Raw genomic sequence first — 16,810 nt, forward strand, 5'->3', positions numbered from 1 at the left:
TCAGCCCTTCAGGTCGAGGATCAGCTTGGTGACGTGGAACGCCTCGGCGTAGCGGGCCTGGCACTCGATGCCACGGATCCTGGCCAGCCCGAGGAAGACCTCCCGGTCGTACCACGGACGGTGTCGCTGCGAGGGGTAGTGCCGTTGCAGCAGCTCGACCTTTTTCTCGGCGAGTTCGGCCGTCAGCGGCTGGTAGGCGTTGGGCGGGGCGAGGTCGCCGTCCCACTTGACGATCTCGTAGCCGAGCACCAGGTGGTCGCGGAAGGCCGTCGGCACGAGCTGGGCCAGGCCCCGGTGGTCCTGGTGCGCGTCGTCCACGCGCGGCGCGAGCACCAGGTCCGGGTCGGTGCCCGCGCGCAGGGTCTCCAGGGCGTTCTTGGCCTCGTCCCAGTGCGCCGGCAGCCGCCCGTCGGGGATCTTCAGCACGGTCAGCGCCAGGTCGGCCCCGGGACAGAACGCGGCCAGCGCCGCGTGCTCCTCGGCCTCCCGCTCGGTCCCGCCCCCGGACAGCACCAGCGCGTCCACCCGGATCCCCGGCGTGGCGTCGCACAGCGCGAACAGCGTCGCCCCGGCCCCGATCGCGATGTCGTCACAGTGAGCACCCAGGGCGACCACGCGCCGGACCGCACCAGCAAGTCCAATCACACGAGCACCTGTTTCTCCTGGGCGCCCCGCTCATCCGCTGAGTCGGCGTCTTCCCTCGTCGCGTGCTCGGCGCTGGCGCGCCTGCGCGCGCTCCTCAGTCCAGACGCCGACCGCTCCTTCGCTCCTGGCGCCGGCCGGGACTCCCACAACGCCCACGGCCGTTCGCCACGGGAGTAGCCGTCGTCGAGGGCGAAGCGTTCCTTGACGGTGTCGGTCGGCTTCCAGAAACCCCGGTACGGGTAGGCGAGCAGCCGCCCGCGCTTGGCCAGCTCCCCACAGCCGTCGGCGACCAGGTCACCGTCCGGCGGGAGGTGGTCGAAGATCTCCTGGCGCAGCACGAAGTAGCCGCCGTTCTCCCACAGCGGCATCTCGCTCACCGCGGTGATCGCACCCACCCGGTTGTCCTCGCCCATCTCCACGCAGTGGAACGACGACTGCGGCGGCACCACCATCATCGACGCGCCGGCGTCGCTGGCGGTGAACCGGTCGACCATCACGTCCAGCGGCGCGTCGGTCAGCACGTCGGCGTAGTTGGCCAGGAACATCTCGTCGCCGTCGAGGTGCTCGCGCACCCGGCGCAGCCGCTCACCGATCGCCGAGGAGATCCCGGTCTGCACGAACGAGATCGACCAGTCGGCGATGTCGGTGGACAGCAGCGTCGCCCGGCCGCCGCGCAACACGAAGTCGTTGGACACCGTCTCCTCGTAGTTGAGGAAGAAGTTCTTGATGTGGTGCGCCCCGTAGCCAAGGCACAGCACGAACTCGGTGTGCCCGAAGTGCGCGTAGTAGCGCATCACGTGCCAGATCAGCGGTCGCGGCCCGACCATCGCCATCGGCTTGGGCACGTCGTCGGCGGCGCCGGCGCGCATCCGCATCCCGTAACCGCCGCAGAACAGGACGACCTTCATGGGTTCACCTCGACGATCTCGAGACGGGGGATCGGGAAGACCAGCCGCCCACCCCAACCGCCCACGAAGGACAGTTGGTCGGTCAGCTCGGTGCGCAGGTTCCACGGCAGCACCAGCACGTAGTCCGGCCGGTCGGCGGCGATGCGCTCGGGCTCCAGGATCGGGATCCGGGTGCCCGGGGTGAACCGGCCGTGCTTGTACGGGTTGCGGTCCACGGTGTAGGCGAGCAGGTCGGGGCGGATGCCGCAGTGGTTGAGCAGCGTGTTCCCCTTGCCCGGCGCGCCGTAGCCGACGACACTGCGGCCCTGCTCGGCCGCCAGGGTCAGGAAGCTCAGCAGGTCGCGGCGCACGCCGGCCACCCGGCGGGCGAACTCGGCGTAGCCGGCCAGTTCGTGCAGCCCGGCCGCCTTCTCCCTGGCCAGCACGTCCAGCACGGCCGCGCTGGGCTCCCCGGCGACCTCGCTGGGCCTGGCCAGCAACCGGATCGACCCGCCGTGCGTCGCCAGCAGCTCGACGTCCACAAGGGACAGTCCACCGCTGGCCAGCGCGCGCTGCGCGGAGGCGACCGTGTAGTACTGGAAGTGCTCGTGGTAGATCGTGTCGTACTGGTTGTGCTCGATCAGCGTGAGCAGGTGCTGCACCTCGATCGACACCCAGCCGTCGTCGGCGACCAGCGCCCGCAGGCCCTTGGTGAACCCGACGACGTCCGGGATGTGCGCGTAGACGTTGTTGGCCACCACCAGGTCCGCCGGCCCGTGCTCGGCGCGCACGCCCGCCCCGGTGTCCGGTGTGAGGAACGCGGTGTGCGTCGGCACGCCCCGCTCGCGGGCCGCCGCGCCGACGTTGACCGACGGCTCGACACCCAGACAGCGGATGCCGGCGGCGGCCACGTGCTGGAGCAGGTAGCCGTCGTTGCTGGCGACCTCGACGACGAACGAGTCGGCACCGAGGCGCAGCCGCGCGACCGAGTCGTCGACGAAGCGCCGGGCGTGCTCGACCCACGACGTGGAGTACGACGAGAAGTACGCGTACTCGGTGAACGTCTCCTCCGGCGTGATCAGCGGCGGCAGCTGCGCCAGCCAGCACGACGTGCACACCCGCAGGTGCAGCGGGTAGGTGGTCTCCGGCTCGTCGAGCTGGGCCCGCGTGAGGAACCGTTCACACGGCGGGGTCGCCCCCAGGTCCACCACGCTCACCAGGCTCGCCGACCCGCACAGGCGGCACCGCATCAGTACGCCCCCTGTCCGCCGAGCACGGCGCGGAACGTCTTCCACAGGATCATCACGTCCATGGCCAGTGACCAGTCCTCCACATAGCGCAGGTCCAACCGGACCGCCTCCTCCCACGACAGGTCGCTGCGACCGCTGACCTGCCACAATCCGGTCAAGCCGGGTTTGACGAGCAGCCGGCGCCGCATGTCCGGCTCGTAGCGGGCGCACTCCTGGGGCAGCGGCGGCCGGGGCCCCACCAGCGACATGGCGCCGGCGAGCACGTTGAGCAGCTGCGGCAGCTCGTCGAGCGAGTAGCGCCGCAGGACCGCGCCGACCCGGGTGACCCGGGGGTCGCGGCGCATCTTGAACAGCACACCGGCGCCTTCGTTGTCGCCGGCCAGCGCCGGCTTGAGCCGGTCGGCGTCACGCACCATCGTGCGGAACTTGAGGATGGTGAACTCGTGGCCGGCCTTGCCGACCCGCCGCTGCCGGTAGAGCACCGGCCCCCGGCTGTCGATGGCGATCGCCACGGCGATCAGCGCCATCAGCGGCAGCGCCATCGCCAGCAGCGCGACCGCCCCGACCCGGTCCATCACGCCCTTGACCACGCGCCGCATCCCGGTGAACACCGGGGCGCTGACCCGCAGCATCGGCATCCCGAGCACCCCGGAGACGTGCAGCCGGGGCCCGGCGACCTCCATCAGCGTCGGCGCGACGACCATCTCCGCGCCGCTGTCCTCCAGCCGCCACGCCAGGCGCTGGAGCCGACGCGGGTTCCAGTAGGGGTCGGCGGTGATCGCCACGATCCGGTAGCCGCCGCGCCGCACGTGCTCGGCCAGCTCGTCGAGCCGGCCGACGACCGACACCCCGGCGATGCCGGCGATCGAGTCGCCGGTGCCGTCGGCGGTGCACACGGCGGCGACCTGCCAGCCGATGTGCGAGTTGTCCCTGGTGCGTTCGATGAGGTCGCGCACGGTGTCCGGGTGGCCGGCGGCCATCACCGGCAGCAGGCACTGCCCGATCCGCCGCGCCCGGTGCAGTACCTGGCGCAGCAGGTAGCGGGCGAACAGCGCGACCAGCGCGGTGGCCGGGACGACGACGAACACCCACGGCCGGGTGGAGACCACGCCGGTCGCGAGGCCGGCCAGGGCGAGGGTGACGGCCGCGGCGAACAGCCCCCGGCCCAGCCGCACGTACTCCTCGGCGCCCTGGCCGAGGACGACCGGGTGCCAGGCGCGGCCGGCGGCCAGCGCACAGACCTCGATGGTGACGGTGAGGAAGCCGAGGGTGAGGTCCTTGAACAGGGCGGCGCCGCCGACGCTGAGCAGCCCGCCGAGAACGACGGCGACGACGACCGCGACGGTGACGTCGCTGAGGATGACCAGCCGGCGGTAGCGGGGTTCCCAGCCGGCCACGGGTAACCGGGAGTGCTCACCGCCGGTGGTGGTGAGACTGCGCAGGATCGTTGGTCTTCGCCGCCGGACCCCCAGCCGTGGTCCGGTCACGACCGGTGTCCGTCGGGCGGCATGGATTCGCTCGTCTGCTCACTCATTGTGGTCCCCTCCCGGCCGCGCGCGCACGCGAGCACGACGGGGTTGAGGGCATCCCCGAGAAGCCCATGGTGTGGACGATTCGCTTGCGACCCAACGATTCGGACTGCCCCAGGCCGAGCCGCGGTCGCCGTTGAGAGATTCGTTTCCCCCGACCTGACCGTTACACGGACAGTGAGACCGGTATCCCCCGGAGCGGGGAGGTCAGGCCCCGGGACCTGCGCCGATCGCCCGCCGGACCGACCTGATTCCTGGTGCCCCAACGACTTCACGACCGGCCGTTCCGGCACTGAGACATGCGTCGCACCCGGGGCCGGTGTCCAGTGTTCACCGGACATCGGCGGGCCGGTGGACGCTCTAGCTTCGTCGAATGACGCAGTATCCCCCGCGACCGCAGCAGTACCCACCGGGCCAGCCCGGCCCCGGTCGACCCGGCCCGGGTCAGCCCGGCCCCGGTCCGCAGGGTGGGTGGCAGCCGACACCACCACCCCCGGGATACGGCCCGCAGCCCCCCGGTTACGGTCCGCCGCCGCCCGCCCCCAGGAAGAGCAGACGCGGCCTGGTGATCGCCGTCGTGGTCGTGGTGGTGGCCCTGGCCGCCGGCGGCGGCGTCTGGTTCTGGCAGCAGAGCGGCGACGGTGGCGGCGGCGGTGGCGATCTGGCGGCCGGGGCCGACACCCAGCTCACGCTCACCATGGAGGAGAAGATCCCCGACGACTGGACGCCCGAGGGCGACGAGGTCGAGATGTCGGTCGGTTCGTGGATCGAGGGCCGCTGGTGGACCGACAAGCACCTGGTCCGGGAGATGCCCGACGAGGTCGTCGCCTACGACCCGGCGACCGGCGAGGCGGCGTGGCGGCTGCCGCTGGAGGGCAACGGTTCGTGCCCGTCGTCGCGGGAGGTCACGTCGGAGGGTTACGTCGCGATCCTGCGCGGTGACGGGATGGGCAGCAAGGCGGAGAAGGGCTGCCACCAGCTGACGATGGTCGACATCACCCAGGGCAAGGAGGTGTGGACGGTCGAGCTGGAGAAGATGAGCCCGAACCAGCTCGTGGGCATCACCCCCATCCCGGTGATCCTCGGCGACTACGTCCACCTCGCCACCGGCGACGGCGGTGTGCACCTGTCGGTGGCCGACGGCTCGCCGACGCAGATGACGCTGGTGGGCAACTGCGAGCCCGCGGCCTACCAGGCGATCGACGAGACCCTGATCTCGTGGATGAGCTGTGTGAACAAGGAACGCGAGCCGTTCTACGCGCTGCTGGGCTGGACCGGGGAGATGCGGGAGATCGCCTGGGGCTGGCGCCACCCGGAGGGGGGCAAGAAGCCGGTCGTGGCGCGGGTGCTGTCGCTGGAGCCGCTGGTGGTGGTCTCCGACACCCGCACCGAGCAGGAGATCTGGCGGGTGCAGCCCGGCAAGGGCACCGTCGACGACCCCGGCGAGCACACCGTGCTCGTCCCGTCCGACCCGTCGATCTCCCGGCCCTGCCCGGCGTCCACCAACCTCACCCACTGCGACCACGTCCTGGTCGGCGACGGCGTGCTGTACCTGCGCGAGCGCCTCGACGAGAACGGCCGCCAGCACGGCATCGTCGCCGTGGACATGGAAACCGGCGACAAGCGTTGGACGGCCCGCGCCGAGGGCGAGGCGTCCCTGTGCCTGATCGACCTCGACGAGAACGGCCGCCCGATCCTGTTCCAGCCCCAGGAGGGCGACGCCGCGGCCGCGGTCGTGGCCGCCGACCCGAAGACCGGTGACCTCACCGCCCTGGCCGGCCTGCCGAAGGTGGAGACCGGCGCCCCCGGCCAGAACATGGTCAGCAACGGCGACCACGGCACCGGCCTGCTCACCTGGCACGACGGCACCCTCGGCCTGCTGACCTCGGCGGTCGTCGTCACCAAGGAAGGCGGAGGCGGCGGCGCCGGCTCCCTGGCCAGCCTCGTCTACTCCTGACCCCTCCACGCGGAACGCCCCGTCCTTTCCGGACGGGGCGTTCGTGCTGGTCAGGGGCGCGACTCGGTCCCCGTGATCCGTTCGACGAGTTCGTCGCGGTACTCCCGCACCGCCTGGTACTCCGGTTCGTCGCCGCTCGCCCGTGTCAACGCGCCTTCGAGGATCTTCAGCCCCTGGCGTTCGTCGCCGTGCGAGTCGGCCTGCCTCGCGGCGTTCTCCAGGGCCGCGGCGAGCGTGGTCCGCGCCTCGGGTTCGGCGGTGGCCCTGGTGATCCGGATCCAGTTGCCCCCGGGATCGACGACGGTGAACCCGGTGTACCGGTCGTTGCGCAACCTCGGCCGGGTCATCCGTGGGATGCCGGAGATGAGCAGTTTTCCGCGCACGGACCGCATCCCCGCCGCGAAGGCCTCGAACAGCCCGCCGGTGTCCACCACGACGATCACGCACGTGCTGTAGGACTGCGCCGGGTCGTAGTCGTCCATCCCGAAGAAATGCAGATTGATGCCCTCCCGCCGCACCGCGACATACGGGTTCGGCCGCGTCTGCCATATCCAAGTGTCGTCAGGCAAGCTCGAACTGAGCACCGCGAGGCACCGCTCCGAGGCACCACCAGTACGGGTTACGAGACCGCCTCCCAGCGGACGGACCGGTCCCCCGTGCGCAGCGAGTACACCCGCCGGGCAAGTTCGTTGGCAGCGGCGGGTTTGGTAGGCGCGAGGCGGATGTAGGCGGCCAGTGAGTGCAGTTCGGCTATGTCGCGGAGCAGGGGCCAGCTGGGCCAGCGGGTCAGGTCGTACCCGTAGGCGGTGAGGAACGTGGTTCGGGCGGATTCGGATTCGTTGAAGTGGTCGGGCAGGCCGGTGAGAAGGTCGAGCTCGCGAGGCCCCAGGCAGGTCTGGTCCCAGTCGATCAAGACCCAGCCGTCGCCCTGGCGGACGAGGTTCTCGCTGTGGGCGTCGGCGTGCACGAGACCGAACCCGAGCGGGAAGGTCGTCCGGGCGTAGTTGTCGAGCAGAGCGGTGACTCGGCCTTCCAACCACGCTCGCGTCGTGCCGGTGAGCACCGGGTCGGATCGGTGTCGGTCGATGTCCAAAGCTTCGCGAAGGCGGTACAACGGGCGGTACCGGGGCAGCGGGAATGGCGGCGGCGGCACCTGGTGCAGACGGTGCACCAGTCGCGCCAACTCACCGAGCGTCGGCGGCGGGGTCGTCGGCCGGTACGGCCAGAACGTGGCGATCGCGGATCCCGCGAACACCGGCTGGTCACCCGGAACGGGGGCCAGGGCGATCGGTTCCTGGTGCTCGGCAAGCCAGCGGGTCACCTTGATCACGGTGGCAGCTCGTTCTCGACGCAGGTCCGTAGCCGGCGCCAGACGAACGACAACCTGGTCCCGGGGAAGCAGGTACACCACGTTCGACCGGTGGTGCAGCAGGCGTGCGTCGGTGTCTTCCAGGCCGAACACGGCACACGCCGCCGCGAGCGCCGTCAGCCCCGGGGGATCTTCCGCCATAGGTGTGATCGTCGATCAGATCACGCCACGGTGGCCAGCGGGCCCTGAATCCGCCGTGGCGGACACGCGCCGGATCCGCTCCCGCAGGTCCGCGACAGCCGAATCTGCGGCGAACCGGGCCGCCGCATCGTCGAGTACCGCCAGCCGGGCATAGGCCCGCTTGGAGGACAGTGTGCCGATCTCGGTCACAGCCTCATGTCCGGTCGCCACTGCCGCGTCTACGTCGCCGACGTAGAAGTAGCTCCCCGCAAGGCCAGGCAAGTTGACCGCGCGGGAGCGCGCGTAGGCCGACCCGAATCCGTCCACCGCGACGCGGAGATGCTCGACCGCCTTCGGTGCGTGGCCGGGCTCCGCCCGGGCCAGTAGATAGTAGGAGTGGCCGTGCTGTGCCGCGATCTCCGCCGAAGTCACGTTCGCCGCCCACGGCGGTGCGTTCGTGGGGTCGGCATCGGCGTAGGACTGCTCGGCGTCACCCAGCGCACGCCAACAAGCCTCGGCGTCACCGAGGGAGGCATGGCACCAGGCCAGGGTCGCTGCGATGTAGCTGCGGGTACTGGCACTGACCGGGTACCTGCGGGTCGTCGCTGTCGTCGCGGCGAGCTGCACCAGCCGCAGTGCTTCGTCCGGTCGGTCGAGGTGCAGCGCCTGGTGTGCGAGGTCGAGCAACAAGATCACCGTCAGGTCCACGGCGAATGGGTGATCGGCACGGCGCGCGGTGTCGAGCGCGATCATCCACAGCCGGCGCGCGGCCTCGTGCTGCTCCACGTCGTAGGTCATCCACGCGGCCGCCATCGCGAGGTCGGCTGTCGCGAGCAGCAGCTGAGCGTGCACCTGGTCGGAACACAGCGAGTCCTGGAGTTTGAGGACGTAACCGAGTTGCGCGACCGCCGCCGCCCTGGACAAACCGCCGCCATGCCGGTAGTCGGACTGCCGAAACGCCTCCGTGGTCTCCTGGATCGCCTCCACGTCGGAGGCCCCGATCCGACGTGGAGGGGCCGGGTCGCTACGGACAGGCAGGAGAGCCTCGATCCGTTCGAGTTCGGGATGCAGCCCAGCGCCGAGAGTGATGGCGGCAACCGCGCCGAAGAAGTCCCGGCGATCCACCCAACCCACCTCCTCGCCATGCACGCTACCTGCGGGCGAGGAGTGGAAGCCGAGCAGCGGAGCTGGGACACCCAGCGCCGAAGCGATGCGGGCGACGATCGCGACATCACGGATCTTGTGGTCGCCACGCTCAACGGCGGAGACGCGCGGTTGGTGTAGTCCGACGAGAAACCCGAGTTCCTCCTGGGTGAGGGTGGCTTGTGCCCGAACGGCACGGAAGATCGTGCCGAAGTCGTAGTTGGCGAGGGCGCTGCGCAGGGACGGTGTGTCGTAGAAGCCGTCCGGAACTGGGCATCGGTCGTAGGAACGCGCCGTGCGTGCGCAGGGGTCACACAGCACGCCCACGTGCCCTCGACGCAATGAGCACCCGCACGCTCGGCAGCGGTGTCCCGAGTTGCCGGCCATCGTCCCTTCCGTGCCGTGATGTGACGGATCCTCCCCGCAACGTCCTTCGCTGGCCTCCGGTGGTGGAGCCGACCGACCGAGATATGCATAACCGTGGTCCACCAGCCCGAGTCGGTCTAGACCGACTCGGTATATCGGCAGGCGTAGAAGTCGGAGACGGCCGACGAGACGGTAGGTACGTGCGTTCTCCAGGTAAGGCAGCAACCGTCCTCAAACGAAGGGGAGTCCGGATGCTCGCCCCGACAGCCAGCGGCGCGAACCTCAATGCGCTACCACAGACATGTTTCGACGATCTGTATACAGCGGTTTACGAGCTGATTGACGACGCCAAAGCGGCGTACCAAGTGGTGAAGCTCTACAAGGGCTCGCACAGCTCACCCGATCCACATGAGATCGTCACGGATTTCGGTTCGTGGTTCTTCGAACATCGTCGCGGATTGTTTGGGTACGTGTGCGAGAGGGCCCAGTCCGACCCCGGACGCTACGTCGTCGACGATTTGACCGCCTTCGACAGCGCCCACCAACCACGGGTATCGTCCGGCGAAGCGTTCAACATCCTCGCCCATCACCGAAATCAAGTGGACGGGATGCTCGAGGAGTTCCTGAACCATGTCGCGGACCGGGAACATCGGCTCGGCTGGTACCGGGGTGGGACGTCCGGGTTCGACGACGAGGCTCGCGCCTTCATGTGCGCGCATTTCCGCCAGCTCGGCATCCCGTCCGACATCGACGACGTGATGATCTTCGCTGGAGGAGCGAAGGCCGTGTTCCTCGCATGTTGCGCGGCGCTGATGTGCCACCGGACATTCGACGAACTGCGCCACCGTGGCGGTGTGCTACTCGCGCCGTCCGGCTACTACCAGTCACTGCGGCTGCTGCCGGCGGTGTTCGGCGGCACGATTAACGTCGAGGACGAGTTGACCGGTACGACCGTCGCCGACTGGCTTGCCGAGACTGAACACCTGCCGGGCCGGCTGATCTACGTCCCGTTGGTCAACAACCTGGACGGTCACGTGCTGACCCGGGAGCGTGCCCACGACCTCGCTGCCGCGATCGTGGCCCACAACCTGGACCACCCCGACAACCCCGCCTACGTCGTGGGTGATGACGTGTACGTCGGCTCCTACCTCCACGATGGGATCGACGCCATGCCGATCGGCGCGGCGCCTGGCATGGCCCCGTGGTGTGTCTCGGTGGTCACCCCGTCCAAGACATTCACCCTGCCAACCGGACGGGTCGCGTTCGCCACCGCTCGCAGCCCGGTCATTCGCACCGCGCTGGCCCACTACCGGACGGTGTTCTCCCACGGCCGGGTGCCGCAGTCCAACGAGTTGGTCAGCGCCGCCGCGATCTGCCTGACTCCGGCGAACTGGGTCACCCGATGGAACATCTGGAACCGGGAGCAGGTCCGCTTCTTCGCCAGCGAGATCACCAGCCTGAACACCACCCTGCGCCGGGACATGTTCTGGACCGAGCTGCCACAAGGCGGCTGGTACGTCCCGGTGCGGATCGCACGGGGCCTGTTCGGCGACCGGGTCCGCAACAGCGTCGAGGCACTCGCGGTCCTGCTCTACTACGGTGGCGACAACCCCGAGTCCGGACTCGCGGCACTCCCCGGCGAGCTGTTCGGGCATGACGGTGACGACGCCTGGTTCACGGTGCGAACGAACCTCGCGGTGGACACCGACACGATCGTGCGGACCGTACAGCGCTTCCACGACGTCGCGACCGCTCTACTCGGCAATCGACGCGACCAGGTCGTCGACCATGCGCTCGGGCGCGCTCACCGCATCGTGCCCGACCTTGATCAGATCCTGGCGAACCGGCGGTACTAACCCACCAGGGTCGGCGTGGCGCACCCGAAACCGTCGGTGTCCTGCGCTACGGTCCAACACCACATCTGGTAGTTGCAAACAAACAAGACACCACAAATAGTGCATGGAGGCGTGCCTTGATGAACCACTCACCCGCCCGCGAACGACTGCCACGACGCCGTCACGGCATCACTCACGCGGTCACGATCAACGGCGCTGAGGTGTTCATGACCACCAACCAGTTCCCGGACGGCCGCCCGGGTGAGGTGTTCGCCAGATGGGGCAAGGACGGCTCCACCGCAGGCGGCATGATGGACGCCTTCTCGATCATGCTCTCCCTCGCCCTGCAGTACGGTGTGCCCGCCGAGGCGATCGTGGCCAAGCTCAGGGACCTGCGGTTCGAGCCCTTCGGCATGACCGACGACGACGAGATCCCCGACGCCTCCAGCATCATGGACTGGGTCGCCCGGCGCCTCGCGCTCGACTGGCTGCCGTTCGACACCCGCAAGGACCTCGGCGTCCTGACCACCAAGGAAGAAGCCGCACTCCCGGCCGACGCCTACGCCCCCACCCCGCTGGCCCGCCGCCAACCCCCGAACCCGCGAGCCGCCACCGCGTAGTCGATCACCGCAGGCATCACGCCAAGCGCTACCAGCACTGGCCGACGTGCGGACCTGCCGAGAACTGAGACGCAAACGCCCCGTCCGTGATCACGGACGGGGCGTTTGTGCTGTTCAGAGCAGTGGCCAGGGGCGGGATCGAACCGCCGACCTACCGCTTTTCAGGCGGTCGCTCATACCAACTGAGCTACCTGGCCGAGGAAAAGTGAAGCGACCCAGACGGGACTCGAACCCGCGACCTTCGCCGTGACAGGGCGACGCGCTAACCAACTGCGCCACTGGGCCTGGCAACGAGTGGAACTGTAGCAGACGCCTGACACCGCTCTCACAGGGCCGTCGTACTACAGCGCGACGTCGTTGAGCTCGGCCAACGTGATGACGCCGTCGTCCAGGGCGCGGGTCACCAGTTCGCTTTTGGTTCTGGCTGGGCGGCCGGCGTTGGCGTACTTCACGCGGACCCGGGCGATGTGTGTGTCGACCGTCTTGACGGTGATGTGCAGCTTGGCGGCGACCAGTTCCTTGGAGGAGGACGCGAACCAGGCGCGCAGTACCTCGGTCTCCCGGGGGGACAGTCGCGGGCGGTCGGGGGCGTCGTCGGCGGCCAGGGCGCCGGACAGGGACGGGCCGGTGTAGGGCAGGCCCTGGGCGGCGGCGCGGATGGCCGGCACGAGGTGGTCGGGGCCTTCGCGTTTGGTCAGGTACGCCAGCGCGCCGAGGTCGATGCACTTGATGGCGGTCGCGTTCTCCGAGTGCTGGGAGTACACGATCACTCGCCGGCCGCTGTCGACCAGGCGTCTCAGTTCGCCGAAGTCGGGGTTGCGGGGCACGAGCTCCAGGTCGAAGATCACCACGTCGGCGTCGGCGCCGGGGCCGGTCCACACGCCGGCCAGCCGGTCGCCCGCGTCGATGAGGCTGATCGGCGGGACGGCCTGGTCGCACCAGTACCGCACGCCGGCGGCGATGGCCGCGTGGTCGTCCACGATCACCGCCGTGATCAGCTCGCCATGGGCTGCCATTGCGCCTCCGTCCAGATCGTCCCGCCGCTGCCGAAGGTTTCGATCCGCACCTCGGGGGTCGCCGGGGCGAGTACGCCCGACTCGCCGCAGTCGGCGACCACACTGACCGACACCAGGTCCACGCTGCCGACGAGGGTGACCCGCGCCCACGAGGTCGCGGTCGCGAGCGCGGTGAGCGCGGCGTCGGTGAGGTCGCGGCGCACCGCGACCGGCAGCTGCGGCCACTGGCCGCGCGCGTCCAGTTCGACCTCGACGCCCTTGCGGTCGGCGATGTCCGCGCAGTGCCGCAGCTCGTGCAGCAGCGGGTTCTCCACCGAGTCGGTTTCGGCGAACAGCCGGCGCATCCTGGCGGCCTCGATGGAACATCGCCGGCGGACGACCGGGTCGGTGGGCGCCAGTGTGCCGTCGGCGAGGCCCTCCAGCAGCGGCACGGCGGTGTCGGACAGTTCGGCGAACCGTTGGGTGCGGCGGCGGTGGGTGGCGGCGGCGACGGCCTCGGCGGTGCGCACCCGTTCCAGTTCCCTGGTGGCGGCGGCGGCTTCGCGGCCGAGCCAGGCGAGCACGGCGGCGGCGACGGCCACGCACAGCGGGAAGCCGAGCACGCTGACCGTTCCGGTGGCGAACCGGGCGAGTGACGCCCGGTCCACTTCGTGGAACAGCACGAGGTTGCCCAGCGCGAACAGCTCGTGGGCCACCAGGAACGAGGCGGTTGTCCGGAACGGACGGTCGAACAGGACGACGACGCCGACCCAGTTGGCGGCGCCGAAGATCCAGTCGGTGGTGGTCGAGGTCTTGCCGTCGGGCAGGGTCAGGTAGGACAGCGCGACGGCCAGGAACACGACGGCGATCGCGGCCCGGCGCCACCTGCCCCACTGCAGCCGCAGCACGACCAGCAGCGTGGTCATCCCCAGGATCCCGGCGAGCAGGGCGAAGGCGATGACCTGGACGACGAAGTTGTCGTGGGTGTCCTGCTGCCGCAACAGGTTCAGCAGACCGAGCCCGCAGACGATGGCGATCGCCACGATGAGTGTGGCGATCCGCAGGCTGCGTTGCAGGTGGATCCTGGTCCGCGCCTCGACGTCGTCCGCGTTGTCGGCGGCCCTGTCGACAGCTCTGTCGTCGGTTCTGGTGTCGGTACCGGCGTCGGTCACGCGTCATCCCGCCATTCCAGGCACACCACGGTGCCAGCCCCAGGAGTGGACGAAATCGTTGCCGCGCCGCCGATCCGGCTCATCCTGCCGTAGATCGACTCGCGCAGCCCGCGTCGGGTCACCGAGCTCTCGTCGACCGAGAACCCTCTGCCCTCGTCGGTGACCTCCACCCTGACGGCCACCGCGTCACCTTGGACGCGCACCCAGGCACGGTCGGTTCCGGCGTGCCGGCGCACGTTGTTGACGGCTTCGACGGCGGCCCCGGCGATCGCTCCGGCGACCTCGAAGGGCAGCGAAAGTCGTTGTGGCGCAGACAACTCGACACTGATCATGGTGGCGTCGAGGTCGGCGCTGAGCAGGTCGACGAGGTCGGCGCGTTCGGGGACGGGGCCGCCGTCGGAGCGCAGCCGGTCCAGGTCGCGGCGGGCCTGCGGGGCGAGCCAGGACACGTCGTCGGGGACCTGTCCGGCGCCGACCATGAGCAGGGTGGTGGCGGCGGTGTCATGCAGCGAGTTGGCCAGTTCGCGTTCCTCGGCGCGTTCGGCGGCGGCCACCGCGGAGTCGCGCCGGGCCTGCTCGGCGGCGAGGGTGACCCGGTCGGCGCGCTCGGCGGCCCGGGTGACCAGCACCCAGACGGCGCGGGAGAGGCTGGCGGCGACCAGCACCCACCAGTGCGACAGTCCCATCTCGGCGTCGGCGATGACGAACAGGATGATCATCCCGCCGCCGGTGGTGAACGCGGCCACCAGCCCGGTGACCGGCCGGGTGTGCCACTGGGTGGCGACGCAGGCGAAGGTGAGCAGCAGCCGGATCCAGCCGGTGTTGGTCTCGGCGACCAGGTCGGCCGACACGCTCAGGCACAGTGCGAGCAGCACGACGACGTCGAGGGCGACCGGGAGGGCGCCGGTGAGCGGGGAGTCGGAGCGGTTGAGCCACCAAGCGTAGCCGCAGGACCAGGCGGCCATGACGATGACGACGGTGATCGTGCTCGCGTACTGGTCGCCGGAGGCGCGCAGCAGGGCGATGGCCAGGATCGGGGGCAGGGTGACGACCCGGACGGCGCCCGCGTACCGGCGTCCGAACCGATCCAGCATCCGCACGGCCGGTCCAGCCACGGTCACCTCGCCGGATCTGAAACGCATCGGGTCAGTCGGGCCATGACACTACCGGATGACATACGACTGTTATGCATCCCTGTCGGGCATTCGCCTGACGACACGCGTCACCCGCACAGACTAGGAGGCCCGTGGCAAGCCCCTGTAGGCGCGTCTGGTCACAGCCCTTACCGGCCGAAACCGATCGGCCGAATTGGTCAATTCATTACCAGTTGCACCGAAGTTATGGCCTTTTCTTACGGCCACTGTCAGTATCCCCAGCCTGGCCGTCCAACTGATCGGGGAACGAGATGTGTGAGTCCTGTGGCGCGACGGGCCTGTCCCGCCGGAGCCTGATGGTCGCCCTGGGTGCCGCCCTGGTGGCGGTGCCGGCCCTGGCCGTCCCGGCCTCGGCCGCGACCCTGCGCAACGGCGCGTGGTGCAACCCCGGGCTCGGCTACTTCCCCTCCGGCGGCCACTACGGCGCCCCGCGCCCCGGCGGCGCCCACGCCGGCCAGGACGTCACCAACTCCACCGGCACCGCCGTCTACGCGGCGGCCGCCGGCACCGTCATCCGCCGCCAGTGGGGCGGCGGCCTGGGCGGGCGAACCGGCAACGCCCTGGTCATCTCACACGGCGGCGGGGTGTACACGTACTACGGGCACCTGAACACGTACCGGGTGTCGCTCAACCAGCGGGTGGCCGCCGGCCAACGCATCGCCGACATGGGCGCGACCGGCAACGTCACCGGCCCCCACCTCCACTTCGAGACCCACAGCGGCGCGCTCGGCAGCACCGTCAACCCGGTGAACTACCTGTCCGCCCGCGGCGTCGACCTGGGCGGCGGCTGGCCCGCCCTCGACCCCGGGGCCGCCGGCCAGACCGTGTCGGTGATCCAGCACCTGCTCAACCAGCGCGGCAACAACCTGGTGGTGGACGGTTCCTACGGCACCCTGTCGGTGAACGCCGCCAAGAAGTTCCAGTCCGGCGCGGGCCTAGTCGCCGACGGCCAGATCGGCCCGCTGACCTGGCCGAAACTCGTGTACACGCTCAGCCAGGGCAAGTCGGGCCACCACGTCCGGGGACTCCAGACCGCCCTCAACAAGCGCAGCGCCGGCCTGCTCGTGGACGGCGACTTCGGCTCGGTGACCACCACGGCCGTCCGCACCTTCCAGAGCGCCAACCGTCTGGTGGTGGACGGCAACGCCGGCCCGATCACCTGGCGCGCCCTCGTCGGCTGACCCGGCCGCCCGGCCGTCGACCCCCGTGGTCGGCGGCCACGCCGGGCCGACCGACGCTGATCGGCGGCCACGCCACCCAATCGGCCGACCAACCGAACACGACCCCGGTCAACAGACCACCCACCCCAGCCACCAGCGTGGCCGGCCACCACACCGACCCAGCCAACCGAACACCGCTCCGGCCAGCGGAGCAACCGCCCACGACCGGCCGCCACGCCGGCCGACAGCACTTGGGGTTGCCAGTGTCCTGATCGAGACGCCACCATGGTTGTCTGCCACCACGGCCCTGCTCGATCAACGGCTCCCGTCGCCTGCCAGGCCGCCGGCTCACCACCGCCGGTTTCTTCGCTGGTCCGGCGGCGGTGTCCCGGTCGTCCGTGTCGTCCGCGCCCGTCGCGCACCGCCCGAACCGCAGGCGGTTCCACCGGCCACCCCGCGAATTGAACTCCCCCTGGCACGGGGATCCCCCCGATTTCCATTCTAGTCGTGGGGGTGGTGGGTTTTGGGGTGCGCGTTGACTCATCAAAAATGCCCGGGAAGGTGAGTCGTTGCCTCACGAAAGGATGCCCGCGTAGCGGCGTGGCATC

The 16,810-nt window shown here is 70.0% G+C and carries 14 protein-coding genes and 2 tRNA genes; 4 read left to right on the forward strand and 12 right to left on the reverse strand.

Translation table 11 applies throughout. The annotated features are described in order from the left end of the window. Genes BLA60_RS40810 through BLA60_RS40825 form a run of 4 tightly spaced genes read right to left on the reverse strand, consistent with a single transcriptional unit; the run spans position 1 to position 4,269 of the window. Entirely contained in the window at positions 1–645 is a 645-nt protein-coding gene (locus tag BLA60_RS40810) for a PIG-L deacetylase family protein (protein WP_075138472.1), read from the reverse strand. Further along, positions 642–1,553 (reverse strand): glycosyltransferase family protein, encoded by a 912-nt coding sequence (locus tag BLA60_RS40815; protein ID WP_245812502.1) that lies wholly within the window; start codon positions 1,551–1,553, stop codon positions 642–644. The genes BLA60_RS40810 and BLA60_RS40815 overlap by 4 nt, the downstream gene beginning before the upstream one ends. Continuing rightward, the gene (locus BLA60_RS40820; RefSeq protein ID WP_154814970.1) at positions 1,550–2,785 is read right to left on the reverse strand and encodes a class I SAM-dependent methyltransferase; all 1,236 of its coding nucleotides are present in this window, start codon (positions 2,783–2,785) and stop codon (positions 1,550–1,552) included. Before BLA60_RS40820 ends, BLA60_RS40815 begins: the two co-directional genes overlap by 4 nt. Next, a complete protein-coding gene (locus BLA60_RS40825; RefSeq protein WP_425427139.1) occupies positions 2,782–4,269 on the reverse strand; it encodes a sugar transferase in 1,488 nt (495 codons plus the stop codon). The genes BLA60_RS40820 and BLA60_RS40825 overlap by 4 nt, the downstream gene beginning before the upstream one ends. A gap of 607 nt (positions 4,270–4,876) precedes the next feature. Here BLA60_RS40825 and BLA60_RS40830 point away from each other — a divergent pair. Beyond that, entirely contained in the window at positions 4,877–6,268 is a 1,392-nt protein-coding gene (locus tag BLA60_RS40830) for an outer membrane protein assembly factor BamB family protein (protein WP_075138474.1), read from the forward strand. Between the two features lie 50 nt (positions 6,269–6,318). Here the strand turns inward: BLA60_RS40830 and BLA60_RS40835 are convergent, their stop codons facing one another. The 3 genes from BLA60_RS40835 to BLA60_RS40845 form a co-directional block, all read right to left on the reverse strand. Next, positions 6,319–6,750, reverse strand: coding sequence for a VOC family protein (locus BLA60_RS40835; protein ID WP_245812503.1), 432 nt, complete (start codon positions 6,748–6,750; stop codon positions 6,319–6,321). A 137-nt stretch (positions 6,751–6,887) separates the two neighbouring features. Then, positions 6,888–7,778 (reverse strand): phosphotransferase, encoded by an 891-nt coding sequence (locus BLA60_RS40840; protein WP_075138476.1) that lies wholly within the window; start codon positions 7,776–7,778, stop codon positions 6,888–6,890. A gap of 15 nt (positions 7,779–7,793) precedes the next feature. Continuing rightward, positions 7,794–9,227, reverse strand: a complete 1,434-nt coding sequence (locus BLA60_RS40845; protein ID WP_162293089.1) for a helix-turn-helix domain-containing protein — start codon at positions 9,225–9,227, stop codon at positions 7,794–7,796. 290 nt (positions 9,228–9,517) lie between these two features. Here BLA60_RS40845 and BLA60_RS40850 point away from each other — a divergent pair, with 290 nt between their 5' ends. Then, positions 9,518–11,122, forward strand: a complete 1,605-nt coding sequence (locus BLA60_RS40850; protein WP_162293090.1) for an aminotransferase class I/II-fold pyridoxal phosphate-dependent enzyme — start codon at positions 9,518–9,520, stop codon at positions 11,120–11,122. Positions 11,123–11,241: 119 nt separating this feature from the next. Beyond that, positions 11,242–11,721: a TSCPD domain-containing protein gene (locus BLA60_RS40855; protein WP_075138478.1), complete on the forward strand. Its 480-nt coding sequence runs from the start codon at positions 11,242–11,244 to the stop codon at positions 11,719–11,721. Positions 11,722–11,844: 123 nt separating this feature from the next. On the opposite strand, the gene BLA60_RS40860 is transcribed toward BLA60_RS40855, so the two are convergent. The 5 genes from BLA60_RS40860 to BLA60_RS40880 form a co-directional block, all read right to left on the reverse strand. Beyond that, positions 11,845–11,918, reverse strand: a tRNA-Phe gene (locus BLA60_RS40860). Positions 11,919–11,932: 14 nt separating this feature from the next. Next, positions 11,933–12,006, reverse strand: a tRNA-Asp gene (locus BLA60_RS40865). Positions 12,007–12,062: 56 nt separating this feature from the next. After that, positions 12,063–12,737 (reverse strand): response regulator, encoded by a 675-nt coding sequence (locus BLA60_RS40870; RefSeq protein WP_075138479.1) that lies wholly within the window; start codon positions 12,735–12,737, stop codon positions 12,063–12,065. Further along, positions 12,716–13,888 (reverse strand): hypothetical protein, encoded by a 1,173-nt coding sequence (locus tag BLA60_RS40875; protein WP_075138480.1) that lies wholly within the window; start codon positions 13,886–13,888, stop codon positions 12,716–12,718. The genes BLA60_RS40870 and BLA60_RS40875 overlap by 22 nt, the downstream gene beginning before the upstream one ends. Continuing rightward, positions 13,885–15,030 (reverse strand): sensor histidine kinase, encoded by a 1,146-nt coding sequence (locus tag BLA60_RS40880; protein ID WP_075138481.1) that lies wholly within the window; start codon positions 15,028–15,030, stop codon positions 13,885–13,887. The genes BLA60_RS40875 and BLA60_RS40880 overlap by 4 nt, the downstream gene beginning before the upstream one ends. A gap of 308 nt (positions 15,031–15,338) precedes the next feature. On the opposite strand from BLA60_RS40880, the gene BLA60_RS40885 reads away from it, so the two are divergent. Next, positions 15,339–16,223, forward strand: a complete 885-nt coding sequence (locus tag BLA60_RS40885) for a peptidoglycan DD-metalloendopeptidase family protein (RefSeq protein ID WP_245812505.1) — start codon at positions 15,339–15,341, stop codon at positions 16,221–16,223. Positions 16,224–16,810 lie beyond the last annotated feature (587 nt).

The organism is Actinophytocola xinjiangensis (genome assembly GCF_001921215.1).
GTDB classification, from domain to species: Bacteria; Actinomycetota; Actinomycetes; order Mycobacteriales; family Pseudonocardiaceae; genus Actinophytocola; species Actinophytocola xinjiangensis.